This window comes from Streptomyces auratus, assembly GCF_050433025.1.
GTDB classification, from domain to species: Bacteria; Actinomycetota; Actinomycetes; order Streptomycetales; family Streptomycetaceae; genus Streptomyces; species Streptomyces sioyaensis.
Map to the genome: position 1 here is coordinate 2,945,077 of NZ_JBNGCB010000003.1, position 26,635 is coordinate 2,971,711.

At 72.3% G+C, this 26,635-nt stretch carries 25 protein-coding genes; 13 read left to right on the forward strand and 12 right to left on the reverse strand.

Going from position 1 to position 26,635, the window contains the following annotated elements; genetic code table 11:
• Positions 1–6: 6 nt before the first annotated feature.
• Positions 7–228 carry a hypothetical protein gene (locus BKA18_RS32585; RefSeq protein WP_366046343.1) on the reverse strand — a complete coding sequence of 74 codons (222 nt, stop codon included), beginning with the start codon at positions 226–228 and terminating at the stop codon, positions 7–9.
• Positions 229–397: 169 nt separating this feature from the next.
• Between BKA18_RS32585 and BKA18_RS32590 the strand changes: the two genes are divergently transcribed.
• Positions 398–1,216, forward strand: coding sequence for a HipA family kinase (locus BKA18_RS32590; protein ID WP_366046344.1), 819 nt, complete (start codon positions 398–400; stop codon positions 1,214–1,216).
• 32 nt (positions 1,217–1,248) lie between these two features.
• Positions 1,249–1,902, forward strand: coding sequence for a TetR/AcrR family transcriptional regulator (locus BKA18_RS32595; protein WP_366046345.1), 654 nt, complete (start codon positions 1,249–1,251; stop codon positions 1,900–1,902).
• A gap of 23 nt (positions 1,903–1,925) precedes the next feature.
• Here the strand turns inward: BKA18_RS32595 and BKA18_RS32600 are convergent, their stop codons facing one another.
• The 4 genes from BKA18_RS32600 to BKA18_RS32615 form a co-directional block, all read right to left on the reverse strand.
• Positions 1,926–2,399, reverse strand: coding sequence for a VOC family protein (locus BKA18_RS32600; protein WP_366046346.1), 474 nt, complete (start codon positions 2,397–2,399; stop codon positions 1,926–1,928).
• Positions 2,396–3,346 carry a DUF5996 family protein gene (locus tag BKA18_RS32605; protein WP_366046347.1) on the reverse strand — a complete coding sequence of 317 codons (951 nt, stop codon included), beginning with the start codon at positions 3,344–3,346 and terminating at the stop codon, positions 2,396–2,398. The genes BKA18_RS32600 and BKA18_RS32605 overlap by 4 nt, the downstream gene beginning before the upstream one ends.
• Positions 3,347–3,893: 547 nt before the next feature.
• Entirely contained in the window at positions 3,894–4,571 is a 678-nt protein-coding gene (locus BKA18_RS32610; protein WP_366046348.1) for a DUF4232 domain-containing protein, read from the reverse strand.
• 208 nt (positions 4,572–4,779) lie between these two features.
• A complete protein-coding gene (locus BKA18_RS32615; RefSeq protein ID WP_366046349.1) occupies positions 4,780–5,358 on the reverse strand; it encodes a TetR/AcrR family transcriptional regulator in 579 nt (192 codons plus the stop codon).
• Positions 5,359–5,735: 377 nt separating this feature from the next.
• Here BKA18_RS32615 and BKA18_RS32620 point away from each other — a divergent pair, with 377 nt between their 5' ends.
• The 6 genes from BKA18_RS32620 (at position 5,736) to BKA18_RS32645 (ending at position 11,891) form a co-directional block, all read left to right on the forward strand.
• Complete coding sequence (locus tag BKA18_RS32620; RefSeq protein ID WP_366046350.1) at positions 5,736–6,341, forward strand: 2Fe-2S iron-sulfur cluster-binding protein; 606 nt, start codon at positions 5,736–5,738, stop codon at positions 6,339–6,341.
• Complete coding sequence (locus BKA18_RS32625; RefSeq protein WP_366046351.1) at positions 6,338–7,330, forward strand: FAD binding domain-containing protein; 993 nt, start codon at positions 6,338–6,340, stop codon at positions 7,328–7,330. Before BKA18_RS32620 ends, BKA18_RS32625 begins: the two co-directional genes overlap by 4 nt.
• Complete coding sequence (locus BKA18_RS32630; protein WP_366046352.1) at positions 7,327–9,471, forward strand: xanthine dehydrogenase family protein molybdopterin-binding subunit; 2,145 nt, start codon at positions 7,327–7,329, stop codon at positions 9,469–9,471. Before BKA18_RS32625 ends, BKA18_RS32630 begins: the two co-directional genes overlap by 4 nt.
• 61 nt (positions 9,472–9,532) lie before the next feature.
• A complete protein-coding gene (locus tag BKA18_RS32635; protein WP_366046353.1) occupies positions 9,533–10,690 on the forward strand; it encodes an XdhC family protein in 1,158 nt (385 codons plus the stop codon).
• 98 nt (positions 10,691–10,788) lie between these two features.
• A complete protein-coding gene (locus BKA18_RS32640) occupies positions 10,789–11,562 on the forward strand; it encodes a DUF72 domain-containing protein (protein WP_366046354.1) in 774 nt (257 codons plus the stop codon).
• 62 nt (positions 11,563–11,624) lie between these two features.
• Positions 11,625–11,891 carry an acylphosphatase gene (locus tag BKA18_RS32645; RefSeq protein ID WP_366046355.1) on the forward strand — a complete coding sequence of 89 codons (267 nt, stop codon included), beginning with the start codon at positions 11,625–11,627 and terminating at the stop codon, positions 11,889–11,891.
• Between the two features lie 64 nt (positions 11,892–11,955).
• Here BKA18_RS32645 and BKA18_RS32650 read toward each other — a convergent pair whose 3' ends face one another.
• The 5 genes from BKA18_RS32650 to BKA18_RS32670 form a co-directional block, all read right to left on the reverse strand.
• Entirely contained in the window at positions 11,956–13,020 is a 1,065-nt protein-coding gene (locus tag BKA18_RS32650; protein ID WP_366046456.1) for a UDP-N-acetylmuramate dehydrogenase, read from the reverse strand.
• 127 nt (positions 13,021–13,147) lie between these two features.
• The gene (locus BKA18_RS32655; protein ID WP_366046356.1) at positions 13,148–14,467 is read right to left on the reverse strand and encodes an NsdA family TPR-like regulatory protein; all 1,320 of its coding nucleotides are present in this window, start codon (positions 14,465–14,467) and stop codon (positions 13,148–13,150) included.
• A 282-nt stretch (positions 14,468–14,749) separates the two neighbouring features.
• On the reverse strand, positions 14,750–16,042 hold the full coding sequence (locus tag BKA18_RS32660; protein WP_366046357.1) for an MFS transporter: 1,293 nt from the start codon (positions 16,040–16,042) through the stop codon (positions 14,750–14,752).
• Positions 16,043–16,428: 386 nt separating this feature from the next.
• The gene (locus BKA18_RS32665) at positions 16,429–17,442 is read right to left on the reverse strand and encodes a 2-hydroxyacid dehydrogenase (protein WP_366046358.1); all 1,014 of its coding nucleotides are present in this window, start codon (positions 17,440–17,442) and stop codon (positions 16,429–16,431) included.
• Complete coding sequence (locus BKA18_RS32670) at positions 17,439–18,608, reverse strand: lactate 2-monooxygenase (protein ID WP_366046359.1); 1,170 nt, start codon at positions 18,606–18,608, stop codon at positions 17,439–17,441. The genes BKA18_RS32665 and BKA18_RS32670 overlap by 4 nt, the downstream gene beginning before the upstream one ends.
• A gap of 114 nt (positions 18,609–18,722) precedes the next feature.
• On the opposite strand from BKA18_RS32670, the gene BKA18_RS32675 reads away from it, so the two are divergent.
• Positions 18,723–19,886, forward strand: coding sequence for an RsbRD N-terminal domain-containing protein (locus tag BKA18_RS32675; protein ID WP_366046457.1), 1,164 nt, complete (start codon positions 18,723–18,725; stop codon positions 19,884–19,886).
• Positions 19,887–19,939: 53 nt separating this feature from the next.
• On the opposite strand, the gene BKA18_RS32680 is transcribed toward BKA18_RS32675, so the two are convergent.
• Positions 19,940–20,413, reverse strand: a complete 474-nt coding sequence (locus BKA18_RS32680) for a MarR family winged helix-turn-helix transcriptional regulator (protein WP_366046360.1) — start codon at positions 20,411–20,413, stop codon at positions 19,940–19,942.
• Positions 20,414–20,531: 118 nt separating this feature from the next.
• Here BKA18_RS32680 and BKA18_RS32685 point away from each other — a divergent pair, with 118 nt between their 5' ends.
• Together BKA18_RS32685 and BKA18_RS32690 are read left to right on the forward strand one after the other, a co-directional pair.
• Entirely contained in the window at positions 20,532–21,416 is an 885-nt protein-coding gene (locus tag BKA18_RS32685) for an SDR family oxidoreductase (protein WP_366046361.1), read from the forward strand.
• Between the two features lie 704 nt (positions 21,417–22,120).
• Complete coding sequence (locus BKA18_RS32690) at positions 22,121–23,203, forward strand: sugar ABC transporter substrate-binding protein (protein ID WP_366046362.1); 1,083 nt, start codon at positions 22,121–22,123, stop codon at positions 23,201–23,203.
• Between the two features lie 284 nt (positions 23,204–23,487).
• On the opposite strand, the gene BKA18_RS32695 is transcribed toward BKA18_RS32690, so the two are convergent.
• On the reverse strand, positions 23,488–23,967 hold the full coding sequence (locus BKA18_RS32695) for an Lrp/AsnC family transcriptional regulator (RefSeq protein WP_006601807.1): 480 nt from the start codon (positions 23,965–23,967) through the stop codon (positions 23,488–23,490).
• 131 nt (positions 23,968–24,098) lie between these two features.
• Between BKA18_RS32695 and BKA18_RS32700 the strand changes: the two genes are divergently transcribed.
• Positions 24,099–24,635, forward strand: a complete 537-nt coding sequence (locus BKA18_RS32700) for a 2'-5' RNA ligase family protein (protein WP_429638728.1) — start codon at positions 24,099–24,101, stop codon at positions 24,633–24,635.
• A gap of 401 nt (positions 24,636–25,036) precedes the next feature.
• Positions 25,037–26,545, forward strand: coding sequence for an FUSC family protein (locus BKA18_RS32705; protein ID WP_366046364.1), 1,509 nt, complete (start codon positions 25,037–25,039; stop codon positions 26,543–26,545).
• Positions 26,546–26,635 lie beyond the last annotated feature (90 nt).

The following is a 26,635-nucleotide window of genomic DNA, read 5'->3' on the forward strand; positions in this document are numbered from 1 at the left end:
CGTGCGTTAGTCCGCCTGACCCACTTCCTCGGCGTGCCGTCGTCGTGCGCGCTCCAGGGCGGCGTCGAAGTCGCGCTGGGTGTCGTCGCACCAGTGCAGCAAGTCGGTGAGGACGTGCTGCAAGGTCTCGCCGGGACTGCGTTGCCAGCCCTCGCCGGAGAGGGTGTACGTCCGGAGGGCCTCGTTGGCGCGGGCGACCGCCGTGTCGTGCACCTGTGGCTTTGCCATGCTCGCATCTCCTGTCGAAGCGGTTCGAATCGGTCCGTCCTGTGCTGACGGCCGGGACCTGACGCCGTCCCAGAAAACTATAATGGACTGCATATTTGAAGTAGGATTCATTTTCTCGGCCGTCGACTCTCCGGGGCGGCCCTTCATGAGGGAACGGGGGCGGGAACCCATGACCACCACCGCAACGCATGAGCTGCGCACGGTGACGGCCGTCCGGTACGTGACCCCGCTCAGGAGCGGCGGGTCGGTCCCCGGCGTCGTCGAGGCCGACGATCTGGGGACGTACGTCGTCAAATTCACCGGCTCGGCGCAAGGGCGCAAGGCGCTCGTCGCCGAGGTCATCGTGGGGGAGCTGGCCCGTCGACTCGGGCTGCGGGTACCGGAGTTGGTGCTGATGCACTTCGACCCCGCGGTGGCCGAGGAGGAACCGCATCAAGAAGTGCAGGATCTGCTGCGCTCCAGTGCGGGCCTCAATCTCGGGATGGACTACCTGCCGGGAGCCGCCGACGTCACGCCGCACGCGCTGCACGCCGATCCGGTGGAGGCTGCCAGGATCATCTGGCTGGATGCGTTCACCGCCAATGTGGACCGTACGGTGCACAGCTCGAACCTCATGGTCTGGCCGACCTCCGGTCACCAGGAGCCCCGCTTGTGGCTCATCGACCACGGTGCCGCGCTCGTCTTCCATCATCGGTGGGAGAGCGCGGCGGACGCGGTGGGGAAGGCCTACGACTTCCGTCATCACGTGCTCGGCTCCCGGAGCCCGGACCTGGCGGCGGCGGACGCCGAATTCGCACCCCGGGTGAGTACACGGCTGTTGCGCGAGGTCGTCGCGGCCGTCCCGGACGAATGGCTGCGTGGGGAGCCGGGCTTCACCACGCCGGACGAGGTACGGGATGCCTACGTCGCCCACCTCGCGGCGCGCGCGAAAGTCTCCGCCCGGTGGCTTCCGGGAGCCTTCCGCGAGGGCGGGAAGCTCGGTGGATGAACGCCCATGAGCAGCACAGTTAGGCTCTTTTCATGAGCGAAGGGCTGCGGGAGCGCAAGAAGCGGCAGACACGGCAACACCTCTCCGAGGTGGCCATCGGCCTGTTCGTGGAGCGCGGCTTCGATCAGGTCACCATCGCCGAGGTCGCAGCGGCGGCCGAGGTCTCGGTCAACACCCTCTACAACTATTACGAGGCCAAGGAGGACCTCGTCCTGCCGCCGGACCAGGCCTCCCCGCAACGGCTCGCCGATATCGTGCGCGCCCGGCGGCCCGGGGAGTCCGCCGCCCGCGCCGTGCTCGCCCACCTCCGGGACGAACTGCGCCGCCGGGACCGCACGGTGGGCCTGACGGCCGGCTTCGGCCGGGTCTTCGCCATGATGCGGGCCGCCCCCACCCTCACCGCCCGCCTGGAGGACCTCGGCCGGCAGATGACCGAGGCACTCGGCGCCGTCCTGGCCGAAGAGACCGGGGCCGCGCCGGACGACCAGATGCCGCGCGCGGTGGCTTCCCAGATCGGGTGGTGCCACTCGCTGGTCTACAGCGAGATCGGGCGGCGCCTCGTAGCGGGCGAGAAGCCGGACACCATCGCGGCGGCCGTGCTGGAACTTGTCGATCTCGTCGAGGATCTGCTGGGCGAACGCACGCTGACCTATGCCCTCCGCGAGGACTCCTCACGTTCCGCTTGACGGGACTTCCGGGGCGGCTGTCCTCATGGGTGTCCGTCACCCTGCCCCGGCGACCCGCCCGTATCCGCGAAGACGCCCTCCAGCATCCCGGTGGCCTGCCCCACCTCGATCAGATGGCCGTCCGGATCGCGGAGGTAGCAGCGGATCTCGGCCTTGCGGTCGATCGGCTCGGTCAGGAACCGCGCGCCCTTGGCGACGGCCTGCTCGTAGAAGGCCGCGATGTCGGCCACCCGTACGTTGAGGAAGGCCGACACCGGGTCGCCGGGTTCGGGCGGGGTGAGGGTGACCTCGGGCTTGTCGGGGGTCGGGCCGCCGCCGGGGTTCATGATGATCCAGCCGTTGGCGATCTTCACGATGCAGGGGTTCTCGGCCAGCACCACCTCACCGCCGAACACCTCCGCGTAGAAGCGACGGGATACGGCGACGTCCCGCACGGTCAGGAAGTGGGTCAGGACGAGCCCCTGAGCGGGTGTCGGCCAGTCGTCGTGATGCGTCATCGGGTCTTCCCTTCCCAGCGCTCCGGATCGATCTCCAGCGCCGCCCGGTCCCATCCGGCCCGGTCGGCGGCTGCCTCGTAGGTGCTGTGCAGGAAGCGGGAGAGCGTCCGGTCGGGGTCGTCGGCGCTGCGTACCGTCTCGTACGGCAGCAGGAACTGACCGTATTCCGGGCTGTAGAACGCCTCGGAGGGGGCCACCGGAGCGTCCGCGAAGCCTTCCGGTTCGGGGTAGGCGTAGGCGTAGAAAGCGCCCTCGTCCCCGCCGCCGGGCCAGAATCCGCAACTGCTCAGCTCGTGGGAGTAGCCCTCCACCATGACCCAGTCGCCGCAGTTCGGCGCGCCGCCGGGGTGCCGGGGGGCGCCGCGTCCGGAGAAGCGGGTGCAGGCCAGGTCCATGGCGCCCCAGAAGAAGTGGACCGGGCTGACCTTGCCGGCGAAGGCGCTGCGGAATTCTCCCAACACGCGGTTGGCTTGGAGGAGTTGACGCCAGAACAGCTGCGCCGCACGCGGGTCGTAGGTGTGGTGCCGGTAGTCCTCCGCGAACGGGATCGCCGGCTCGATCTCATTGGGATGCCCCTGGATCGTGGTGGGCACGTCCAGTTCCTCCAGGGCCCGCAGGACACGGGCGTGGAAGTCGGCCACCGGCATGGACTCCAGCGTGATGCGGCGGGTGCCGCCGTCGCTGGTGCGCAGGTGCAGCGTGTGGTCGAGGAAGTCGAATTCGATGTCGAAGGCGCCCGTGCCGTGCGGGACGGCGGAGGTGGTCAGTCCCCGCGGGCTGACGTAGAACGTCACCTGCCACCAGTGGTTGAGGAGCGGCGCGTGCGCCAGCCGGACCTTGCCGACGATCTGGGTCCACATGTGCAGCGTCTCGCGGGTGTCGGTCCAGTCGGCCACCCGCAACTGCGGCCACCCCGTAGCTGTCCGGGAGGTGTGCGTTGTCCCCATGGTTCCTCCGCTCCGTGGCGTCGGACGCTCCTGGGCCGGGCGCTCATGCGTCTCCCCGGTACGGCGCCCCGGGCCTGGGCCCGGCCCCGGGCGGACCGGGACGGTCGGGGGACCGGCGAACGAGCAGGAACTGCGCGGTCGTGCCACTGCCACCGCCGGCGGCCGCTTCGATCCGACGGCGGTGGGCCGCACCCCCGTCCGCTCTCCACCTTGCCCAGGGCCCGTGACCTCCGGCAACTCGGCACCGGCTGGTCGTGCCGGTGCCGAGTGCGTGGTGGCGTTCGGCGGTCCGCAGCCCCCGGCAGCTCACCGCCCGGCGGGCGCTCCCCGCGCGCCACGCCCTCCTCGCCCACCGGCCTCACCCCGCGTGCGGCCGGGTACGGAAACCGCCCGCTGCCCCGCGACGCCCCGCCCGTGCGGGCCCGCCCTCCGTACGGGCCCGTACGCCGGCCGGAGCCGGTACGGGGCGGGCATCGCAGGGCCGAGCTTCGTGCCCGGGCCGCGTTGGTCCTACGCGGCCGGAGACGGCACGACCCTGGATGCGGAGTTACGCCGCCGCGCCGGGTGCCAGGGCGGTGACGCTGAACTCGTCGCCGCAGACCTGCAGTCCGGAGGCGCGAGCGGTCATCGACTCCTTCGAACCGGGCGGGAACGCCTGCACCGAGGCCCCGGCCGGCCAGCAGCCGGAGCCCTTCATCCCCTTGGCGATCGTGTGCAGCACCGCATGGGCGCTCTTGCCGGGAGCGAGCGTGACGGCCGCGCCCGCCGCGCCTTCACGGGTGGCCGGCTTGCCGACCGACTGCCCGTCCTTGGCCAGCAGCGAGACTCCGGGGAAGCCGCGCAGCGTGCAGGACGCCTTGCCGCTGTTGGTGAAGGTCAGCGCGTAGCGGATGTTGCCCGCGCCCTGGTCGGGCTGCCCCAGCGACATGCGCAGCGACGCCGCGGTGCAGCGGTTCGACGAGTGGTCCGTGGACGCGGCGCCCCGTGCGGCGGTGGGCTGCCCCGAGTCCGCCGATCCGTCGGCGTTCTGCGAACCGGTGCCGGTGCCGCCCCCGTTGGCGCCGGACGCCGCGCCCGAAGAGCTGGCGCCCGAGGCGGCGGACGACGGGCTCTTCGCGCTGTCGGGCTTGCCGTCCTGGCACGCCGTGAGCGCGGCCGCGGCGGTCACGGCGAGCAGCGCGGCAGCGAGGTTGCGGACGCGGCGGGGGGAGGGCTGGGGGGACATAGTGCTCCTGTGATCTTCGAGCCTGGCGGATGAGCTGTGCTGCACTCGTGTACCTGCTCCCTGGGGGCAGGCGCCGCAACACCCCTGACGCGTACGGCGGTCAGGTGGGGCCGGGTGTTGCGGCGAGCAGGGACAACCCTTCCGGCGATCACTGTCGGTTCACTAACGGAGCGCTAACGTCCGGCTGCCGTGGCGCGGTGCCGACCTCTCACGCCCCCGGAGCGCCTGTCCGGAGCCCGTCCATGACCAGGTCGAGGAGGCGGCCGGCGCGTGACTGCCAGTCGCTGTGCGGGTCGATCTGCCAGAGGCCGGCGATGGCGAGGACGAAGTCGTCGGGGGTCACGTCGGGGCGGATGGTGCCGGCGTCCTCGTTCGCCTTCAGGAGCAGGGCCACGGCCGAGGTCACCGGGCCGTGGCCCAGGCCGGCCAGGCTGCCGCGGGCGCTGGTGGCCTTGCGCATGGCATCGGCCAGGCCGGCCTTGGCCATGGCGTACTGGGCGAGACGGTCCATCCACTCCCGCAGGGCCTGCTCGGGTGTGCGGGTTTCCAGCAGCTGGGAGGCGGCGTCGGCGACCTGCTGCACCTCGTAGCGGTAGACCTCCAGGACGAGTGACTCGCGGTTGGGGAAGTTGCGGTAGAACGTCCCCTGCCCGACGCCCGCCTTCTTCGCGATCGCGCTCAGCGGGGCGTCCGCCGAGTGCGTCAGCTCCGCCAGCGCCACTTCCAGGATGCGCTCGCGATTCCGTTGCGCGTCCGAGCGCAGGGGAGCGTCCTTGTGCTGCTGCACTCGTCCTCCTTCCGGGAATCACGGGAAAGCCGCTCTTGCTAACCGGACAGTTGTCCGGTAGTTTCGATGGAGTGGACAGTTGTCCGCTTAGGTCCACCATAGCGGCAGATACGGCCGGAGTGGTGGTCGGTGCGGGGGGTCGGTGCGGGGTGGCCGATGGCGCCCGCCGCCGGTCCCTCTCCCGCCGCTCCCGCCATGGTCTCCGAGCTGACGCCGCCCTGTACAGAGCCCTTTCCTCCCTGACTGCCCGTGAGGTTCCCGCCCGGTGCTCCCGGTTCCGCGGCGCGGGGATCGTCCGACTCCCAAGGGACCCGCCGGTCTCAGGCCCGCGCCCCGACGCCCGCCGCGCCTGCACCTACGCGAAAGAAGGCTGACCAATGGCCCCACCGACGTCCAGCGCCGTCACCCTGCACATCAACGGCGAGAAGCACACGCTGCCCGTCGATCACCGCACCACCCTGCTTGACGCGCTGCGCGAGCAGCTCGATCTGACCGGCACCAAGAAGGGCTGTGACCAGGGCCAGTGCGGCGCCTGCACGGTGCTGATGGACGGGCGCCGGGCGGTGTCCTGCCTCCAGCTCGCGGTCGCCGCCGAGGGGCGCGAGATCACCACCATCGAGGGGGTGGCGGACGGCGAGCGGCTGCATCCGGTGCAGCAGGCCTTCCTCGACCTCGACGGCTACCAGTGCGGCTATTGCACACCGGGGCAGATCTGTTCGGCCCTTGCGGTGATCGAGGAGCATGCGGCGGGCTGGCCGAGCGCCGTGACCGCCGACGTACGGCCGGAGGCGGGCGTTCCGGCGCTCACGGCCGACGAGATACGGGAGCGGATGAGCGGCAACCTGTGCCGCTGCGGCGCGTATGTGTCGATCGTCCAGGCGGTGGCCCGGGCGGCCGAGGCCGCGGGGGCCCCGGCGGTGCCTCGGCAGGGGAGCGCCCCGGGCGAGGCCGGCGCCCCGACGGGCGAGGAGGCGGCGGCATGAGGGAATTCGGCTATCGGCGGGCGACCGACGTCCAGGGCGCGGTCGCGCTGCTCGCCGCCGAGCCCGAGGCGCGCCTGCTCGGCGGCGGCACCAATCTCGTCGACCTGATGAAGACCGGAGTGGAGCGGCCCGCGCTGCTCATCGACGTACAGGACCTCCCCCTCGACCGGATCGAGGTCACCCACGATGGCGGTCTGCGCATCGGGGCGACGGTCACCAACAGTGCACTCGCCGCCGATCCCGAGGTCCGGCGCCGCTATCCGGCGCTGGCGCAGGCCGTATTGGCCGGTGCCTCGGGGCAGTTGCGCAACATGGCCACGGTCGGCGGCAATCTGCTGCAGCGCACCCGCTGCGGCTACTTCACCGACCCGGCCGCGGCGTGCAACAAGCGCGTCCCGGGCGCCGGCTGTCCGGCCATCGAGGGCGAGCACCACAACCACGCGATCCTCGGGGCCTCCGGGCACTGTGTCGCCGTGCACCCCTCGGACATGGGCGTGGCGCTGGCCGCCTTCGACGCCGTCGTCGAGTACGAAACGGCCGACGGGGCGGGGGAGTTGCCCTTGGCGGAGTTCTACCTTCCGGTGGGGGACACCCCGCATGTGGAGACCGCGCTGCCGTCCGGCGCGCTGATCACCGGGCTCCGTCTCCCGCCGGCTCCGGTCGCCGCCGTCTCCCGCTACCGCAAGGTGCGCGAGCGCGCGTCGTACGCCTTTGCGATCGGCTCGCTCGCCGCCGCCCTCGACGTCCGCGACGGCACCGTCCGCGAAGTCCGGCTCGCCTTCGGGGCGGTGGCGTCCCGGCCCTGGCGGGCCCGGACGGCCGAGCGGGTGCTGACCGGGGAGCCGGCGAGCGCCGAGGCGTTCGCCGCCGCCGCGGATGCCGAACTCGCGGCCGCCGAGGCGCTGCCCCACAACGGCTACAAGGTGACGCTGATGCGCAACCTCGTCGTGGCCGTGCTGACCGAGCTCACCGAGGAGGCCGCGCGATGACCACGACGACCACGGGAACCACCGCGGTGACGGGGGCCATCGGCGCCGCCCACACCCGCGTGGAGGGCCTGGCCAAGGTCACCGGCGCGGCCCGCTACGCCGGCGAGATTCCCTTCGCCGAACTCGCCCACGGCTGGCTGGTGCTGTCCACCATCGCCCGCGGGCGCATCCGCGCCGTGGAGTCCGCCCCCGTACTCGCGATGCCCGGAGTGCTCGCCGTGCTCCACCACGGCAACGCCCCGCGCGTCGACGGCAACTACACCGGTCCGCTCGGGCCGCCCGACCCGGTCGTCCAGGTCTTCCAGCACGACCGGGTGCCGTACGCCGGCTGGCCGGTGGCGCTGGTCATCGCCGAAACGCCCGAGCAGGCGAGGGAGGCCGCCGAGACGCTGGTGGTGCGCTACGACCAGGAGCCGCACGAGGTCGCGTTCGCCGCCGGGCATCCGGACATGTACACGCCGGACAGCTCCCCGCAGTCCCCGGCGGAGACGGAGAAGGGCGACCTGGCGGCCGAACTCGCCGCGTCCGCCGTGGTGGTGGACGCGCAGTACACCACGCCCGAGGAGCACCACCACCCGCTGGAGCCGCATGCGGCGATGGCGCGCTGGGACGGGGGCCGGCTGGAACTCGTCGACTCCAACCAGGGCAGCAGATACGTGGCGGAGGAACTCGCCAACCTGTTTTCCCTGGACCCGGCCTCGGTACGGGTACGGTCCGAGCACGTCGGCGGCGGCTTCGGCTCCAAGGCCCTGCGCCCGCACCAGGTGCTCGCCGCCATGGCGGCAACCGTCCTCCAGCGCCCGGTCAGGGTGGTCCTGACCCGCCGCCAGATGTTCTCGGTCGTCGGCTACCGCAGCCCCACCGCGCAGCGGATCAGGCTCGGCGCCGACGCCGACGGACGGCTGCGCGCCTTCGACCACCAAGCGGAGTGCGTCACCTCGACGGTGCATGAATTCATCGAGCGGAGCGCCGAGATGGGGCGGGTGATGTACGACGCCGACGCGCACCACACCGTCCACCGCGTCGTACGGCTCGATGTGCCGACCCCGAGCTGGATGCGTGCCCCGGGCGAGGCACCGGGCTCCTTCGCGCTGGAGTCCGCGCTCGACGAACTCGCCGAGAAGTGCGGGATCGACCCGATCGCGCTGCGGGCCCGCAACGAACCGGCGGCGGGTCCGGTCTCCGGGCTCCCGTTCAGCGGCCGCAAGCTGCTCGACTGCTTCCAGGAGGGCGCCCGCCGATTCGGCTGGGCGGACCGGGACCCGCGTCCCGGCCGGCGGCGGGAGGGGCGCTGGCTGCTCGGCACCGGCACGGCGGCGGCACAGTTCCCCGCGCGGGCCCTCCCGTCCACGGCGTCGGTGACGGCGGAGGCGGACGGCGGCTTCACCGTAAGGATCGCCGCCGCGGACATCGGGACCGGAGCGCGCACCGCGCTGACCCTGATCGCCGCGGACGCGCTGGAGGTGGCGCCGGAGCGCATCCGGATGCGGATCGCGGACAGCGACTTCGGCCCGGCGATGATCGCCGGCGGCTCGATGGGCACCCGCTCCTGGGCCTGGGCGGTCACCGCCGCGGCGGGCGAACTGCGGCAGCAACTGGCCCTGGGCGGCGGGATACCCCCGCAGGGGATCACGGTGCGGTCGGACACCACCGCCGCGATCGCCGCGCTGGCGCAGAAGGAACGGCACGCCTTCGGCGCCCAGTTCGCCGAGGTCGCCGTGGACGTCACCAGCGGTGAGGTCCGGATGCGCCGGATGCTCGGCATCTTCGCCGCCGGCCGGATCGTCAATCCGCTCACCGCGCGCAGCCAGTTCATCGGCGGAATGACCTGGGGACTCTCCATGGCGCTGCACGAGGAGGCGGTCCGGGACCGGGCCTCGGGCGCCCCGGTCGGCGCCGACCTCGCCGGCTACCACTTTGCCGCGCACGCCGACGTACCCCCCATCGAGGCGGACTGGGTCGACGACCCCGACGAGGACGACCCGGTCGGCATCAAGGGGATCGGTGAGATCGGGATCGTCGGCGGTGCGGCGGCGATCGCCAACGCGGTCTGGCACGCGACCGGGGTGCGCCACCGGGACCTGCCGATCCGCCCCGACCGTGTCCTGCTGGCGGGAGGCGGCGACCGCGCCGCCGGATGAGCCCGTCCGGACGTCCGCGGTGCCGCCGCCCCGCCGGACCACGAACCACGAGGAGACCACGATGCTGGACATCGCCGACGAGCTGACCCGCTGGGTCGAAGAGGGCCGGGACTTCGCAGTCGCCACCGTCGTGGCCGTCGGCGGCAGCGCACCGCGCCGGCCCGGCGCCGCCCTCGCCGTCGACAGCCGGGGCACGGCGATCGGCTCGGTCTCCGGGGGCTGTGTGGAGGGGGCGGTCTACGACCTGTGCCTCCAGGCGCTCAGGGACGGTGTGACGGTCCGCGAACGGTTCGGCTACAGCGCTGAGGACGCCTTCGCGGTGGGACTGACCTGCGGCGGGGAGATCGAGGTCCTGGTCACGCCGGTGGCGGCGAACGCGCCGGACCGAAGGGTGTGGGCGGCGGCGCTGTCGGCCGCCGCCCGGGGCACGGCGGCGGCCCTCGCCCGGGTCGCCCGGGGCCCGGTTGGACTCCTCGGCAGACCGCTGCTCGTCCACCCCGACGGGACGTACGAAGGCGGCCTCGGCGGGCATCCGGAGCTGGACCGCGCGGCGGCGGAGCAGGCCCGCGCGCTGCTGGACGCCGGGCGCACCGGGTCGTGCGACCTCGCGGAGGACGGATCACGCTGTGAGCCGGCCGTGACGCTGTTCGTCGAATCGAGTGCGCCACCGCCCCGCATGATCATCTTCGGCGCGGTCGACTTCGCCGCGGCGCTGGTGCGCGCCGGAAAATTCCTCGGCTACCACGTGACCGTGTGCGACGCCCGCCCCGTCTTCGCCACCCGGGCCCGCTTCCCCGAGGCCGACGAGCTCGTCGTCGAGTGGCCGCATCGCTATCTCCAGCGCACCGAGACCGACGGCCGCACGGTCCTGTGCGTGCTCACCCACGACGCCAAGTTCGACATACCCCTGCTGGAGGTGGCCCTGCGGCTGCCGGTCGCGTTCGTCGGCGCGATGGGCTCCCGCCGTACCCACGAGGACCGCAACCGCCGCCTCCGCGAAGCCGGCCTCACCGCACCCGAACTGGCCCGGCTCCACTCACCGATCGGCCTCGACCTGGGCGCCCGTACCCCCGAGGAGACCGCCCTGTCCATCGCGGCGGAGATCGTCGCGGCTCGGCGGGGCGGCACCGGCGTGCCGCTGACCGGCTCGCGGCGGCCGATTCACCATGACGCGCACGAGGGGGGATCCGGTGCGGCCGGGTCGCCCGCGGCGGCCTGACGCGGGGGGCGTCACGCCGCGCGGCCCGACGCCCCCGGCCGCCGGTCCGTAAGGGGACGGCTGATACGTCCGGGCCCCGGCCGGGCAGGGATGGGGACATGACCGTCCTCGTCGGAACCTCCGGCTGGCAGTACAAGGACTGGCGTACGGTCCTCTACCCGCCCGACCGGCCGCAGCGGCTGTGGCTGGAGGAGTACGCGCGGCACTTCGCCACCGTCGAGAGCAATGCCGCCTTCTACCGGCTGCCCGAGGAGAAGACCTTCGCCGACTGGCGGGAACGGACCCCCGACGGGTTCGTGATGGCCGTCAAGGCGAGCCGCTACCTCACCCACATCAAGCGGCTGCGCGACCCCGAGGAGCCGGTCGGGCGGCTGATGTCGCGGGCCGCCGCCCTCGGCCCCCGGCTCGGCCCCGTCCTGCTCCAACTGCCGCCCACCCTGCGCGGGGACGCCCGGCTGCTCGACACCTGCCTCGGCTGCTTCCCGGCCGGCACCCGGGTGGCGGTCGAACCCCGGCACGCCTCCTGGTGGACCGCGGAGATCCGTACGGTGCTGGAGCGGCGGGGCGCCGCGCTGTGCTGGGCCGACCGTGACTCCCGGCCCGTGACGCCCCTCTGGCGGACCGCCGACTGGGGGTATCTGCGCTTCCACGCGGGCCGTGCGGAACCCTGGCCGCGCTACGGCCGGCAGGCGCTCACCACCTGGGTGGGGCGGATCACCGACACCTGGCCGGAGCGGGCCGACATCTACGCGTACTTCAACAACGACCCGGACGGCGCGGCCGTCCTGGACGCCGCGCACTTCGGCCGCGCCGTCGCGGCCGCCGGCCGCGATGTGAGCCGTACGCCGACCGGGCGTGGCGCCGCGGGCTGACCACGGCGCCGGGATATATCTGCGCGGGTACCGCCAGGGCGAGGAAACGAGGTGAGACACGGATGATCCGCCGACATGTGGTGGTCTCCGGGGACGTCCAGGGGGTGTTCTTCCGCGACACCTGCCGGCGCACGGCGGAGGAGCACGCCGTGGCCGGCTGGGTGCGCAACCGCCCGGACGGGACGGTGGAGGCCGTGTTCGAGGGGGCGCCCGAGCGCGTGCAGAAGCTGGTGGACTGGGCGCACCAAGGCCCGCCCCTGGGGACCGTCGACGCGGTGGCCGTCCGGGAGGAGGAACCGGAGGGCCTGACGGACTTCGACGTCCGATAGCCCACCGGAGGGTTCCGGCGCTGAGGACGGCTCGCGGCCGGGCGGTGCCCGGCCGCCGCCGCCCTCAGAGGAAGTCGATCTCCGAGGTCAGCCGTACCCCGGTGCGGCGCAGCACCTCCTGGAAGACGATGTCGATCGCCTCGGTGAAGCCGGCGGCGCTCGCGCCCTCGTCGGCGACCAGCGTGTAGTGCAGCGAGGACAGCCGGACGCCCGGCACGATCGGGCGGCGCAGCTCGAATCCGGCCTGCCGGATGAGCCAGCTGGCACTCACCCGCACCGAGCCGTCGGGGAAGTGGTTCACCGGAGCGTTCTGCGCCCGCAGGCTGTCGGCCTGGGCGGGGGTGATCTCGGGGCTGAGGAACACACTGCCGACCGACCGGTCGTCGGTGCCGCTGCAGCCCAGCACCATGCCCTTGCTCCGCCGGACGGCCAGCACCGCCTGCGCCACCTCCTCCAGGGGGACCCGGCTCCCGACCGGCACCCCCAGCTTGGCGGCGACCGTACGGTAGCCGACCGGCGCGCTGAGTTCGGACCGGCGCAGCGCGAAGACCAGGCTCAGCAGGGTCCAGCGGCGGGAGCGTTTGAAGACGCTGGTGCGGTGGCCCAGCCCGCACGCCGCGGCATCCAGGGTGACCATACGGCGCAACGTCCAGTCCCACGCGGTCACTTCCACCAGGCTGTCGGCGGTTTCCTGACCATAGGCACCGACGTTCTGGACCGGGGTGGCGCCGGCGGTCCCGGGGATGCCCACCAGCATCTCCATACCGGTGAGGCCCTCGGCGATGGTGGTGTCCACCAGGTCGGAGAGCAGATGACCGGCCTGCACCTCGACCCGCACCCGGCCGTCCGCCGTGCTCCCCGTCATCCGTACGCCCTTGGTGCTCATCCGCAGCACGGCGCAGTCGCATCCGTCATCGCCGACCAGCACATTGCTGCCCTCGCCCAGACAGACCGGCGCGCCGGGCAGGGTGTCGGCCAGCGCGACGAACTCGGGGAAGTCCGCGGGGTCGTGCAGCTCCATGAGGGCCGCGGCCGGTCCTCCGATGCCCAGCGTCGTCATCGGGGCAAGCGGTACCGCGTGAGTGACTCGCATGTGGTCCTGTTTCTCCTGGATGCCGATCCGTGTCAGAGGGTCCCGGGGGCGGTGGTTGCGCGGCGGCGGTGCTCAGCCCGCGCTCAGTTGGTGCCGACCACGGGGAGTTCCTGCGCTTGTGCACTGTATGCGCAGGTCGCCGACCTGCGGGCGGCGAAGGCGTTCATGGCGTCAGGCCTTGGCACACCGCCGGTGGCTGCCCCGCATGCAGCAGCTCGTCCGCCCGTTGCACGATCTCGCGCGCCACCGCGCTGTCGTACCGCAGAAACCTCCGGCGCAGGCTCATGAGCCGGGTGTGGGCGCGCTGTGAGGTGACGTTCCCGGTCAGCGCCAGTGCGTCCGCGGTGGCCGCCGCCGCACCGTCGAGCTCACAGCGCGCCAGCCGTGCCTCGGCCAGCGAGGCGCTGTGCAGCAGCAGATTGCGCGGCTGGCTGCCCTTGAGCATGTCGATCCCGCGGGTCAGATGGGACTCCGCCCGCTGCGGGCGCCCCAGCTCCAGCCAGGCCCGTCCGGCGTCGGCCACCATGACCGCCGGTGTGAGCCAGTACGCCCAGGGCGGTTCGCACGAGGGCCGGCCGGCCCGGCTGAGCTCGGCGGCCTCCTCCAGGGCGCGTTGAGCGCCCGCTTCGTCACCGAGGCTCGCATGGGCTCTGGCCTCGCGGGTGGCCAGCAGCGCCTGGCCGATGCCCATGTCCTCGTGCGCCGTCCCCTTTCGGGCGATGCGGCTCAGCCGCAGCGCCTCCTCCGCGCGGCCGGCCCAGCCGGCGCGGTAGCTCATGCAGGAGATGATGTACGCGCCGAGCGGCCGGTCGCCGGCGGCACGGGCGGCGCTCAGCGCGTGCAGAAAGCGGGAGGTGCTCAGCGCGTCCATGCCCTGGTCGGCGGTCAGCCACGCGGTGAGCTGGCCGAGCTCGGCGATGATGCGGTGCAGTTGCAGCCCGGTCTCGGCGCCGTAGGCGTACTTGGCGGCCAGCTTCTGCGCCCACTGCAGGTCCTGGAGCGCCCAGTCCAGTACGAGTCCGCTGCTGGCGCTGTCGTCGAGCTGCCGCAGCTGCTGGATCCGGACGGTCAGCATGCCGACCGCGGCATCGGGGATCTCGTCGCCGCGGCTGCGCGAGGGCGGCGGAGCGTCGTCGGTCACCAGCCAGTCCACCGATGCCGTCAACGGGTCCTGGTCGGCGGGCAGATGGAGGGGCGCCACGGGCTGGCGCCGGGCGGGGCCCTGGAGGAGCGGCGGGGTGCCGGCCGGGAAGTGCTGGGGCCACAGCGCCTCGACCGCGATCGGCTCACCGAGCTGCTCGGAGAGGATCCGGGCGACGATGTGCGGCAGCCGACGGCGGGGGCAGGAGCCCTTCAGCCAGTTGTAGGGGGCCTTGCTGCTGATGGTTCCGCTGCCGCAGCGTCTGTTGATCTCACGGGCCAGCCGCTCCGGCGGCCAGGATAATCGCGCCAGGCACGACGCTAAGACGGAGGTATCGGTCATCGGCGGACACCTTCGGTGGCGGCTTCCCTCGGCGCCGGTGCAGTGGCGTCCGGAGCGGGGACGGCCGCTTCCGGCGACTGCCCGGCCGGTCCCCGGGTGAGGCCGGACCTGAGGCGGATCGGGCCGACGGTGTGCATAGCTGCTTTCCACGCTCCCCTGCCAGAACTACCGATGCGTACAAGGCATGCCCCCGGGCGGGATACGGAATCTGTGACGACAGCCACAGCTCCTGCCGGAGGGATGCAGCTGCACTTCCCGGGCGGGAAGTGCAGCTCCGCGGCCTCAGACGCGGGCCGGCTGCCGGGCGCCGCCCCGATCGGCGTCCGGCGCCGCGGACGGGTGCAGCGCCCACCAGTAGAGCGCGACGCCGACGGCCAGGACGGCGACCGCGAACAGGAAGGGCGCGGCGAACGATCCGGTCACCTGCGCCAGCCGGCCGGTGAGCAGCACACCGCCCGCGGTGGCCGCCGTATTGAGGAAGTTCATCAGCCCGCTGACCGCCCCCACCGTCCCCGGCGGGGCCAGCAGGCCGGGCAGGCTCCAGGCGACGGGCGCGGCGATCGCCAGCCCCGCGAGGGAGGCCGACATCCAGCAGACCGCGACCTCTGGCGAGGCCGCACTCCCGGCGGCGCCGATCGTCGCGCCGAGCGCCAGCCCGCAGGTCAGCACGGATTTGCGCACCCGCCACGGATGACGGCCCCGGCGTACCAGCCGGTCCACCAGCCAGCCCCCGAAGGCGAGTTCGGCCACCGTCGCCACCGCCCACGGAATCATCGAGTACAGCCCGGACTGCAGCAGCCGCACATGGAACTGCCGCTGGAGGAACTCCGGCATCCAGGTCAGCACGATGTTGATGGTGTAGCCGTAACAGGCGAAACCGCAGGACATGACCCAGATCCGGCCGGAGCGCAGGGCCGCGCGGAACTGCCGGGCGCCGCCCCGGTCGGCGTCCCGCGCCCCGCCCGCAAGGATGAAGTCCCGCTCCGCCGGACGCAGTGCGCGCAGCGCGGACGGGTCCCGGTAGCCCCACCACCACACGGCCGTGAACAGCACACTGACCGCGGCGCTGAACACGAATCCGGCCCGCCAGCCCCACTGGCTCATCACGAACGCCAGCACCGGGAACGCGATCATGTTGGCGAGCTTGGTGGCTCCGTCGAACAGAGCCGTCGCCATACCGCGCTCTCCGACGGGGAACCAGGCAGCGGTGGCCTTGGAGGCACCGACCATCGACGGCCCCTCGGCCACCCCGAGCAGCAGCCGCGCCACGATGAGCGGCCCGACCCCACTGGCCACGGCGGTCAGCAGGCCGGCAACGGCCCATAACGCGGAGGCGATCCGGGTGAGCCGTGAAACGCCCAGGAGGTCGACCAGCATCCCGGCGGGTAACTGGACCAGGCAGTACGACCAGGTGAAGGCCGACAGCACCACCCCGAGTTGCTGGAGGTCCAGCCCGAAGTCCTCGGCGATCGAGGAGCTCGCCACCGATATCGCCGTGCGGTCGAGGAAGTTGACGACGATACCGCCGGCCAGCAATCCGCCGATCGCCCAACGGGTGCGTCCACGGGGTTCCACGAGCGTGCGTCCGCCTTTCCTGGTGCGGCCGTCGCCTCGTACCGGGACGGCCCTCGGATGTCCGGGCCTGAGGTCCCGCCGGGCACAGCCGTCCGCTGACGAACGGACCGGACGGCCCGAACCGACCGGCGAGACGCCCGGATTCCGGGCGGACGCTACTCCTGTGGGCGCGGCCGGCAGCCGCGCGGTGTCGAGAAATGACGGTGTCCGGTCAGGAGGCTGCCGCCACATCGCCCCGTCGGGGTGGCCGGCGCCGCCCACTCAAGGCATCGAACAATGGCCGAAATTCGGGGCAGAGTCCTGTGGCGGTCCGCGCCGTCCCCCGCAGGCCGGGCGGGACGGCGCGGACCCACTGGACAGGGCCAACGACCGTACGGACCGCTTCCCTAGGACACGACGTCCCGCACCGGCTTTCCCGCCAGATGGTCGAGGACGTTCTGTACGGCGGCTAGGGCGATGCGGACGAGCGTCTCGCGGGTGACGCCCGCGACATGCGGGGAGAGGACCACGTTCGGGGCCTTGAGCAGGCGCAGGGCCGCCGTGGGCGGTTCGGGGTCGAAGACATCGAGGCCGGCGCCGGCGAGGGTGCCGGCCTCCAGGGCGTCCGCGAGGGCGTCCTGGTCGATGAGGGCGCCGCGGGCGGTGTTGATGACGAACGCGGTCGGCTTGAGGAGGGCGAGGCGCTCCGCGTCGAGAAGGTGGCGGGTCCGCTCGGTGAGCGGGGCGTGCAGGCTGATGTAGTCGGAGGTGCGCAGCAGTTCGTCGACGCTCAGATGACGGGCGCCGCCGAGCCGGGCCGCGGCCTCGGGCGCGATCGGGCTCGGCCCGGCATAGAGGATGCTCATGTCGAACGCGACCGCGCGCCGGGCCACTTCCATGCCGATCTGGCCGAGCCCGATGATGCCGAGGGTCTTGCCGGACAGTTCGGTGAGGGACTGCTGGAGGCGGGGGAGTGCCCAGTCGGCCTCGACCAGGGCCGTGTGCGCGGGGACCAGTTGCTTGGCGAGGGCGAGCATCAGGGCGAAGGTCTGCTCGGCCACGTTCTGCTTCTCGGCGCTGCTGGAGCCGATGGTGCAGACGGGGAGGGAGCGCGCGCGGGCCGCGTCCAGATCGACGTAGTCGAAGCCGTGGCTGGCGCACTGGACGAGCTCCAGATCCGGCGCGGCGGCGAGGTGTGCGGCGGTGACCGGGCTCAGACCGGTGATCAGGACATGGGCGGCGCGCAGGGCCGCGGGGTCCTCGTCGGCCGTCTCGACGACGGTGACCCGGGCCTGACCGGGGAAGAGACCGGTCAGCGCGGCGCCGGCGGTGCGGCCGCCGACGTGCGGGGAGACGACGGCGAGGACGTTCTTCACCGGCTGCGTCCCGGTGCCCGCGGCCGGATCTGTCGTGGGGGTCATGCGGACTCCTCGATGAGGTCGTCGGCGGTCAGTGTGGTGGGGCGGGAGTGCCCGGACAGGGCGAGGGTCAGATCGAACTCGGCGAGCAGACAGCGGATGACGTGCTCCACGCCCGCCTGGCCGTCGAGGCCGAGCCCATAGGCGTAAGGGCGCCCCACCAGCACCGACTTCGCGCCCAGGGCCAGCGCCTTCACGATGTCGTCGCCGGTGCGGATCCCGCTGTCGAAGAGGACGGTCAGCCGGTCCCCGGCCGCCTTCGCGACCCGGGGCAGTGCGTCGGCGGCCGCGACCGAGCCCGCCACCTGGCGGCCGCCGTGGTTGGAGACCACCACCCCGTCCATCCCGGCCTCGGCGGCGAGCAGCGCGTCCTGCGGGTGCAGGATGCCCTTGAGCACGATCGGGCCGTCCCAGTTCTCGCGCAGGAACGCCAGGTCCGGCCAGGTCTTGGCGGGGTCGGCGAACATCCCCACGAAGTGCATCACGGCCGCGTCGGGGTCCTCGTGCACCGGCTTGGCGAGCCCGGCCGTGAACGCCGGGTCGGTGAAGTAGTTGGCGGTGCCCACGCCGTGCAGGAACGGGAGGTACGCCTGATCGAGATCGCGCGGCCGCCAGGCGAGGAGCGGGGTGTCGAGGGTGACGAACAGCGCGGTGAAGCCCGCCGCCTTCGCCCGGTGCAGAAAGCTCCGGGTCACCTCGCGGTCCTTCGCCCAGTACAGCTGGAACCACCGCTCCCCGTCCCCCATCGCCTCGGCGACCTCCTCCATAGGGGTGCTGGAGGCGGAGGACAGGATGTACGGCACGCCTTGCGCCGCGGCGGCCCGGGCGGCGGCGGGCTCGGCGTCCGGATGCATCAGCGACAGCACGCCCACCGGCGCCAGCGCGAGCGGCGCGGGCAGCGAGTGGCCCAGGACCTCCACGGACAGGTCGCGTTCCGCCACGTCCCGGAGCATCCGCGGGACGATCCGCCGGCGGTCCAGGGCGGCCCGGTTGGCGTCGGCGGTGCTCCCGGTGCCCGCGCTGCCGGCCACATAGCCGACCGGGCCGGGGCCGAGCCGCTGCTCGGTGAGCTCCGCCAGCCGCGACAGATCGGTCGGCAGCCGTGGGACGGCGCCCGACATCCCGCGGAGATAGATCTCGTACTGGAAGTCCGCCCAGTGCTTCGCCATCCGTACGTCCCGCCTCTCGTCGCTGAGACCGCATGCTCACCGAGATCCTGGCGACAGTGACAAGGCCCGTCCACCGCGGTGCGCACATCGCGCGGCTGACATCATCACCCTGTGATGAAGGAACGGGAGCGCATCCGGCAGCAGCTGACCGCCTCCCCGCGCGTGGTTGCCTCGATCGTCACCGCGGTGCGCGCGCAGGTACCCGCCTACGCCGCCCTCGACGACGGCCGGCTCCACGAGGTCCGGGCCATCGCCGCCTGGGCGCTGGAGCGGATGCTCCAGCTGTGGGCCACCGACGGTGTCCTCACCCCGGCCGATCTGCGGCGGTTCCGCGGGATCGCGGCGGCGCGGGCCGCGGACGGCCGCCCGGTGCAGGCGGTCCTGCGGGCGTACCGGGTCGCGGCGACGGTCCTCACGGACGAGGTCGCGGCCTGTACACCGGCGCCGGACGCACCGGACGCCTTCGCGCTCGTCCGCATGGCGCTGACCACCCTGGACACGCTCGCCGAGGAGATGGCCACGGCGTACACCGCCACCAGCGAGGACCTCGCCGCGGACCGCGACCGGGCGCTGCGGCTGCTCCTCGACGATCTGCTCGCCGGCCGGCATGCCTCGATCGGCGCCCTGACCGCCCGGGCCGCCCGGCTGGGCAGTCAACTCCCGGACCCCTACTGCCTGTTGGTGGCGGAGCCGGTCGAGGCGGACGGTCCGGCGGTGACCCAGGAGGCGGCTCTCGGGCTGCTGGCCGCGCTCGACGGTGACGGCCACGACGCCACCTCGCTGGCGACGGTCCGCGGCTCCCGCCCCGTCCTGCTGCTGCCCGCCGCGGCCGGCGGGGCCGCGGCGGAGGCGTTGCGGGAGCGGGGCCTGCGCGGCTGTGCGATCTCGGGGGAGAGCCAGGACCGGATCGCCGCCGCCTATCGGCTCGCGGCCGATGCCCTGGACACCGCGCCCGCGCACGCCCACCACCCCGCGCGGGTCCTGACGGACGGGGACGCCCAGGTGCTGGCGCTGCTCGGCGGCCGCCCCGCCGCCGCCCCGGAGCAGATCAGCCGGCTGATCCTCGGCCCGCTCGTCCAGCCGGGCCGCGGCCACCTCAGGGAAGCGCTGACCAGCTACCTCGATGCGGGCTCCGCGAACGCCGCCGCCCGCAACCTCGGCCTGCACCCCCAGTCGCTGCGCTACCGGCTGCGCCGCATAGCCGAACTCACCCTGCGCGACCCACGGGATCCCTGGCAGCGGCTCACTCTGGACATCGCCCGCACGATCGGCCCCTGAGGCGTAGGGCGGGCCCTGGCTCCTGAGGCGCAGGGCGGGCCCGCGGAACCGCCCTACGGCCCGTCCTGGCCGCCCTTATTGGCCTTGAGCTTCTTCCACACCGTGCTCAGCGCTTCGAGGTCCTCCTCGTCGAGGAGGTCGGTGAACACCGGTGCCAGGCAGGCGCGGCGGGTGGCATCCGCCTCCTTGAAGAGCTGGTGGCCCTCCGGCGTGAGGGACACCTCGACGGAGCGTGCGTCACGCGCCGAGGGGGTCCGGACGACCAGCCCACGGCTCTGCAGGGCATCGACCACGCGGGAGACCTGGCTGCGGCTGAGCATGGTGCTGTTGCCGAGCACGGAGGCCGGGACCGGGTCCGGGCTGGAGGCGAGCCAGAGCATCACCTCGAACCAGGAGACCGGCAGGTCATGGGCCTTGCTCAGGGCGCGGTCCACGCGCTCGGTCAGCACGGTCCCGGCCCAGACGAGTCCGTAGAAGGCGTGATCGGCCACGGGCATCTCGGTCTGGGTGAGCTTCCTCTTCGCCATACGGCAAGACTACCGTTTGCGTGTACGCACACATAATGTCTATGGTGTGTGTACACGCACTTAATTTTGCTCCTCGTGGAACTCGCGGAACTCGCAGAGATCGAAAGGCCCCACCACCATGCCTCCCACTTCTTCTTCCTCCTCCTCTTCCTCTTCTTCCTCCTCCTCTCCCAAGGTCGTTCTGATCACCGGTACGTCCTCCGGCATCGGCCTGGCCGCGGCGATCGCCGCCGCACGGGCCGGCTGGCAGGTCGTGGCGACGCTGCGGGACACCGGCCGCGCCGGGGCGCTGCGCACGGCCGCCGCCGAAGCGGGGGTGGAGCTCGATGTCCGGCAGCTCGACGTCACCGACGAGGCCTCCGTCGCCGCCGCGCTCAGCGGGGTGATCGCCGACCACGGCCGGCTGGACGCGGTGGTCAACAACGCCGGTGCCGGGCACCTCGGCACCCTGGAGAACGAGTCCGTGGCCGACGTCCGCGCGGTCATGGAGGTCAACTTCTTCGGCGTGCTGCACGTGTCGAAGGCGGCGCTGCCGCATCTGCGCGCGACCGGTGGCCGTCTGATCACCGTCACCAGCGTCGGCGGAGTCGTCGGTCAGCCCTTCAACGAGGCCTACTGCGCGGCCAAGTTCGCCGTCGAGGGCTACATGGAGAGCCTGGCGCCGGTCGCGGCCGCGCTCGGGGTGTCCGTGTCCGTCGTCGAACCGGGCGCCGTGGCGACCGAGTTCGTCAACAACATCGGGCTCGATCTGCAGGCCGAGATCGACGCCGCGGGCCCGTACGCGAAGCCGCTGCAGGCCTACCTGGACCGCACCACCGCGCAGTTCCTCAACGGCGCACAGACCCCGGCCGAGGCCGCCGAGGCCGTGCTGGAGGCGCTCACCGCGGACCGGCCCGCGTTCCGGATCCAGACGTCGGACTGGGCACGTGGCTTCACCGGCACCAAGCTCACCGACCTGGACGGCTCGGCGGTGCTCGGCCTCACGGCCCAGTGGGTGAGCTGACCGCCTCCGCGGATCCCGCCGCGGTCCCTCCGGGGTCGGCCGGGCTGCCTGCACGGACCGTGGACGTTCCGCCCCGGTACATCCGTAAGGCTTTCCGGCCCGGCCATTCGGCGCGGAATTAGGCTAAAGAGATTCTCAGGGATTCCCCCTCGCCCCTGCCGCATTTGGTTGCGGAGTGGAAAAATTCTCCGCGGTCGTCGCCGGTGCGCGCCAGACTGCCACTTCGGTGCTCGGTCCGTGCCCGCACCGGCGCCGCGATCGCCCCGGGAAAGCTGCGCCCAGCACCTATTTCCCTTCTCGTCCCCTCGCTTCTCTCGGTCTGGCACCGCGGGTGCGGGTCCGTATCCGCGCCCGCAGCGGACGTCACCCCGCGATGGCTGCTGCCCGACTCCCCTCCGTGATCCCCTGGTTGACCTGCGCAGGAGTGTTTCCGAGAGCGATCCGAGAGCGGCACGCCCCGCCGTGCTCCCCGCCGTGATCCGGACCCGCATGACGCAGCCCTAACCGGAATTTCCTGAGCGATACGGAACGAATTGAACGTTTCCGGACTGTCCGGAACGCCCCTGGCGTGACGCCTCTTCAGAGAGTCACCTCACAACTCGCTTTCATATCATTGTTGGTTCGATTCTTGACTAAAGGGCCGTGGGTGACGTTCACTTCAGCCGTTCTGGGCCGGTCAGGAGGCCCTTTTGGAGGTACCGGGAATGAATGTAATAATGCGGCGCGCCCTCACCGGCGCGATGGCACTTTCGCTCGCAGCGCCCTTGGCGGCCTGCGGAAGTGATCATCAGGATGCCGGTGCCGGCAAAGACCACATCGGTCTGCTGCTCCCGGAGAGCAAAGCGGCCCGCTATGAGAGGTTCGACCGCCGCATCATTTCGGCACGCATTTCGTCCCTCTGCCTCGAATGCAAAGTCGACTACCACAATGCCGAGCAGCAGGTCGATGCCCAGAAGAGACAGTTCGACGCCCTGGTGACGAAGGGCGTCAAGGTCATCATCCTGGACCCGGTCGACGCCGAGGCGGCCAAGAGCTGGGTGGACTCGGCCGCGAAGAAGGGCGTCAAGGTCATCGCGTACGACCGGCTCGCCGAGGGCGATGTCGCGGCCTATGTCTCCTACGACAACGAGAAGATCGGCCGGCTCCAGGGGCAGGGAATTCTCGCCGCCCTCGGCTCGCAGGCGGCCGCCTCCGACGTCGTCATGATGAACGGCTCGCCGACCGACCCGAATGCGCCGTCCTACAAGAAGGGCGCCCATGACGTCCTCGACGGCAAGGTCCATAAGATTGTTTACGAGAAGAGCATCCCCGACTGGTCCGCGGTGAAGGCCAAGAAGGAGATGAGCGACCTCATCGACGCGCGTGGCCCGGCGGGATTCGACGCGGTCTACTCGGCCAATGACGGCATGGCGGGCGGCATCGCCGAGGCGCTCAAGTCCGCCGGCATCAAGAATGTGCCGCTCGGCGGCCAGGACGCCGAACTCCCCGCTCTGCAGCGGCTGGTAGCCGGCACCCAGTCCTTCACCATTTACAAGGAAGTCCGTCCGGAGGCCGAAACCGCCGCCGAAATCGCCTTCCGCCTCCTGCGCGGGAAGAGCATCACGTCCCTCACCTCGGCCACCGCCCAGAGCAAGAGCAAGTCCGGTATCCCCGCTCAGCTCTTCAAGGCGCAGATCGTCACCAGAAAGAACATGAAGGACACCGTCGTCCGCGACGGCGTCGTGCGCACCGACCTGCTCTGCGCCGACGGCCTCAGCGCCCAGTGCAAGTCCCTCGGTCTGAACTGACCGCACCCCGGCCCCCCTTCGGCAGGTGCCGGAACAGGCGGTGATCGCCCCGTCGACGGCCGATGCCCGGCAAGCCCGGCATCCGGCCGCCGACGGGGCGAAGCCGTCTGCGGGGCGAAAGCCGTGTGCCGCGCAAAACCGTCTGTGGGACGAAGCCGTCTGTGGCGCCCGTCCCCAGTCCACGGCGACCGGCGCAGCGGACCCGGCTCCGGCGGACGCTCGGGAGCGGGGGAGCCGCTGTGCTCCGCCGTCAGCCGCCCGCACTTCCTCGCCGTCCCAGCCGGTCAGCGCGACCTCGCGGCGCCGCCCACCGCCTCGACCAACGGCAGCATCCGGTGCGGCACCCGCTCGCGCAGCGCCACCTCCGTACGGGTGCGGACCACGCCCGGCATGCTGATCAGCTGCTGGATCACATCCTCCAGATGCGCCGCGTCCCGGGCCACCACCCGGGTCAGCAGGTCCCCGCCGCCGGTCGTCGAGAACGCCTCGATGATCTGCGGCACCTCTGCCAGTGCGTCGGCCACCTCCTCCAGATGCCCCTGGGTGACCTCGATGTGGACGAAGGCCAGTACGGGGTGGTCGAGCGCGGCCGGGGACAGCCGGGGGCTGTAGGCGGTGATCACACCGTCCCGTTCGAGACGGTCCAGGCGCGCCTGCACGGTTCCCCGGGCAACCCCGAGGAGGCGCGCGTACTCCCGCACACTCGTGCGCGGCTGCTCCAACAGCAGCCGAAGAATCCTGGCATCCAGCGCATCCACGGCCATGGCCCTCGGCTCCTCCGGTCGGCAAATCCGCTGATGACGCTACCAATGGCTCAGTGGTTCTGGTGGTGGCTGGGCCAGTGGTCCTGCTTATGTCTCTCGCGCTCGTTGAGGTTCCTTGCTACACAGGTGCGGTGACGGACGACGGCACCAGAGAGCTCCAGGCCGGACGAACGGGACTCATCGTGCAGATCCCTGAGGCCGAACCCGCTGTGCGGGCATGGCGAGAACGGCTTGACCCCGGGGCCCGAGAGGGAGTTCCGGCGCATGTCACCGTGCTCTTCCCGTTCCTCCGGGAAGACTGCGTCGATGGCGCCGTCCACCGCGCTCTGGAGGAGGTGCTGGCAGCCCACCCGGCTTTTCCGGTGCGGTTCGAGAGCTGTGGACGGTTCCCCGGAGTGCTGTATCTGGCTCCCGAACCGGACGGACCGTTCCGGCAGCTCACTCGGGCGATCGCCGATCGGTGGCCGCAGACCCCGCCGTTCGGCGGCCGGTTCACCGACGTCGTGCCGCATCTGACTGTCGCCCAAGGGCACGAAGATGCTGTCCTGGAAAGGGTGGAGGCCGAACTCCTGGGCGGTACGCCCATCACGGCGCTCGTGTCATCGGTCGAGCTTCTGGTGCACGACGGCACGAGGTGGCACGAGCGGGCGTCCTTTGCACTCGGGTAGCGCGGGAACCCATCCCCCGGCCGGCCGTTGAACCGTGGCGCCCGGCGCTCGTCACCCGGCGGGGCCCGCCCCGGAGGCGACGGCCTCCGTGAGGCCTGCGGCCCCACGCTGACCGTCCCGATCGTCAGCTCGCACCCCGCACGGGTGCCTACGTGCCCCGGCCGGTACACGAACGCTGCGGCTACGTGTCCGCGGATACCTGGTGAGAAGCCGCCCGTGGCCGTCCTCCCGCCCATTGGCCCCCTTCTGGCGTGACGGGCGGGCCACCTGCTGTACCAATGGCACAGCGATTCCAGCGTCAGTTGAGCAAGCTGTCGCAAGGGTGCTCTGATGTCCCCGTCGATGGCGCTGCGGATTCCGCGGCGCCTTTTTCATGCGGAACCGTCGAAGGGGCAAAAGCCGTGCTGAAGAGGGTGTTCGTGGCCCCGGATCCGGGTCGGCTGCGGCTGCGCAGCGCCGTGCGGTCCGTCCTCGGCATCGGCCTGGCGGTCACCGTGTGCGGGCTCGCCGGCCACTCCCTCGTCGCCGCCGTCATCGGCGGACTGGCCGCGCTGCTCGCCCTCTTCACGGTCACCGACGCGACGGTCCGCGGCCAGCTGGTCACCACGGCGCTGCTGCCTGCCGTCGGCTTCCCGGTGCTCGCCGCCGCGGCGGTGCTGCACGACCACCCGGTGACCCGCGACACGGTCTTCCTCGCCGTGGTCGGTGCCGGGGTCTACGCCCGCAGGTGGGGGCCGCGGGGCCACGCCCTGGGCGTGTTCGCGTTCATGACCTTCTTCGCGGCGCAGTTCCTGCACACCGAGCCGGGCCGGCTGCCCGAGCTGTACGCCGCGGTCACCCTCGCCCTGCTCGCGTCCTCCACCGTCCGCTTCGGCCTGTGGTGCTACGAGCGCCGGCTGCCCGCGGCTGCCGTACCCGCCCCGCCGGGGGGCCGTGGGCTCGCCCGTACGACCACCCGCCAGGCGATCCAGGCGACCGCCGGCGCCACCTTCGCCCTCGTGGCGGGCCAGCTGCTCTCCGACCAGCGCTGGTACTGGGCCGTGGGCGCCACCTGGTGGATCTTCGTCAACACCACCTCGCGCGGCGAAACCCTGGTCCGAGGCTTCCGCCGGGCCCTGGGCACGGTGCTCGGCATCGCCCTCGGCCTGGTCGTCGCCGTCCCGCTGCACGGTGCCGTCGTCCCCACGGTGGCCCTGCTCGCGGTCAGCGTCTTCGGGATCTTCTACACGGCCGCGGTGTCCTACACCTGGATGATGCTCGCCGTGACGCTGCTGGCCGGGCTGCTGTACGGGCTCCTGGGGGTGCTGGACCCCGCGCTCCTCGCGCTGCGCCTCGCGGAGACCGGTGTCGGGGCGCTCGGCGCGACGCTCGCCGTGCTCTGCGTGCTGCCCGTCACCACCCACGCGACCACCGACGCCTGGATCCAGCGCGCCCTGCGCTGTGTGCACCTCTGCACCGCCGAGGCCGCCGCCCGCCTCGCGGGCTCCGAGACCGCCGACCCCACCCCGCACGTCGCCGCGCTGGAGCCCCTGCTGAGCAGGGTGCGGCTCTCCCTCGCACCGCTTGTGCACCCCCTGAGCCCGCTGCGTGCTCGTAAGGCGCGGGCCCGTCGGGTGCTCGCGCTGCTCGACGACTGCGCGCGTGAGGTCCGCGGGCTGGCGGCCGTCGCCGCCGACCCGGAGGCCTCCCACGACGCCCGGCTCACCGCGGCCTGCCGGCGGGTGGAGGCCGCCGTCGAGGCCCTCACCAGCCCGCAGCTGCCGGGCGACGCGGCCGCCGCCACGCTGTCCGTGGCGCACCCTCCCGAGGCGGAACCCGCGCTGATGCATCTGCACGGGCTGGAGCGGGCGCTGGCCGAACTCTCCGCGCCGCTGCGCAGCTCCCCGCGCTCCCCGTTGGTCGACGCCTGATCCACGGCCGGGGTACCGCGCATGCGGCGCCGCGCGCCCATGGGGCGGAAGCCGCCATCGCCCCGGCCGCGCCCTCCGTGACTGCTAGCG

Coding starts and splice junctions, on each gene's coding strand:
- BKA18_RS32655 (WP_366046356.1), bottom strand. CDS start 14,467: ATGACCGATACCTCCGTCTTAGCGTCGTGCCTGGCGCGATTATCCTGG.
- BKA18_RS32620 (WP_366046350.1), top strand. CDS start 5,736: ATGGCCCCACCGACGTCCAGCGCCGTCACCCTGCACATCAACGGCGAG.
- BKA18_RS32630 (WP_366046352.1), top strand. CDS start 7,327: ATGACCACGACGACCACGGGAACCACCGCGGTGACGGGGGCCATCGGC.
- BKA18_RS32590 (WP_366046344.1), top strand. CDS start 398: ATGACCACCACCGCAACGCATGAGCTGCGCACGGTGACGGCCGTCCGG.
- BKA18_RS32690 (WP_366046362.1), top strand. CDS start 22,121: ATGAATGTAATAATGCGGCGCGCCCTCACCGGCGCGATGGCACTTTCG.
- BKA18_RS32610 (WP_366046348.1), bottom strand. CDS start 4,571: ATGTCCCCCCAGCCCTCCCCCCGCCGCGTCCGCAACCTCGCTGCCGCG.
- BKA18_RS32685 (WP_366046361.1), top strand. CDS start 20,532: ATGCCTCCCACTTCTTCTTCCTCCTCCTCTTCCTCTTCTTCCTCCTCC.
- BKA18_RS32585 (WP_366046343.1), bottom strand. CDS start 228: ATGGCAAAGCCACAGGTGCACGACACGGCGGTCGCCCGCGCCAACGAG.
- BKA18_RS32675 (WP_366046457.1), top strand. CDS start 18,723: ATGAAGGAACGGGAGCGCATCCGGCAGCAGCTGACCGCCTCCCCGCGC.
- BKA18_RS32640 (WP_366046354.1), top strand. CDS start 10,789: ATGACCGTCCTCGTCGGAACCTCCGGCTGGCAGTACAAGGACTGGCGT.
- BKA18_RS32670 (WP_366046359.1), bottom strand. CDS start 18,608: ATGGCGAAGCACTGGGCGGACTTCCAGTACGAGATCTATCTCCGCGGG.
- BKA18_RS32595 (WP_366046345.1), top strand. CDS start 1,249: ATGAGCGAAGGGCTGCGGGAGCGCAAGAAGCGGCAGACACGGCAACAC.
- BKA18_RS32680 (WP_366046360.1), bottom strand. CDS start 20,413: ATGGCGAAGAGGAAGCTCACCCAGACCGAGATGCCCGTGGCCGATCAC.
- BKA18_RS32635 (WP_366046353.1), top strand. CDS start 9,533: ATGCTGGACATCGCCGACGAGCTGACCCGCTGGGTCGAAGAGGGCCGG.
- BKA18_RS32625 (WP_366046351.1), top strand. CDS start 6,338: ATGAGGGAATTCGGCTATCGGCGGGCGACCGACGTCCAGGGCGCGGTC.
- BKA18_RS32600 (WP_366046346.1), bottom strand. CDS start 2,399: ATGACGCATCACGACGACTGGCCGACACCCGCTCAGGGGCTCGTCCTG.
- BKA18_RS32645 (WP_366046355.1), top strand. CDS start 11,625: ATGATCCGCCGACATGTGGTGGTCTCCGGGGACGTCCAGGGGGTGTTC.
- BKA18_RS32605 (WP_366046347.1), bottom strand. CDS start 3,346: ATGGGGACAACGCACACCTCCCGGACAGCTACGGGGTGGCCGCAGTTG.
- BKA18_RS32665 (WP_366046358.1), bottom strand. CDS start 17,442: ATGACCCCCACGACAGATCCGGCCGCGGGCACCGGGACGCAGCCGGTG.
- BKA18_RS32695 (WP_006601807.1), bottom strand. CDS start 23,967: ATGGCCGTGGATGCGCTGGATGCCAGGATTCTTCGGCTGCTGTTGGAG.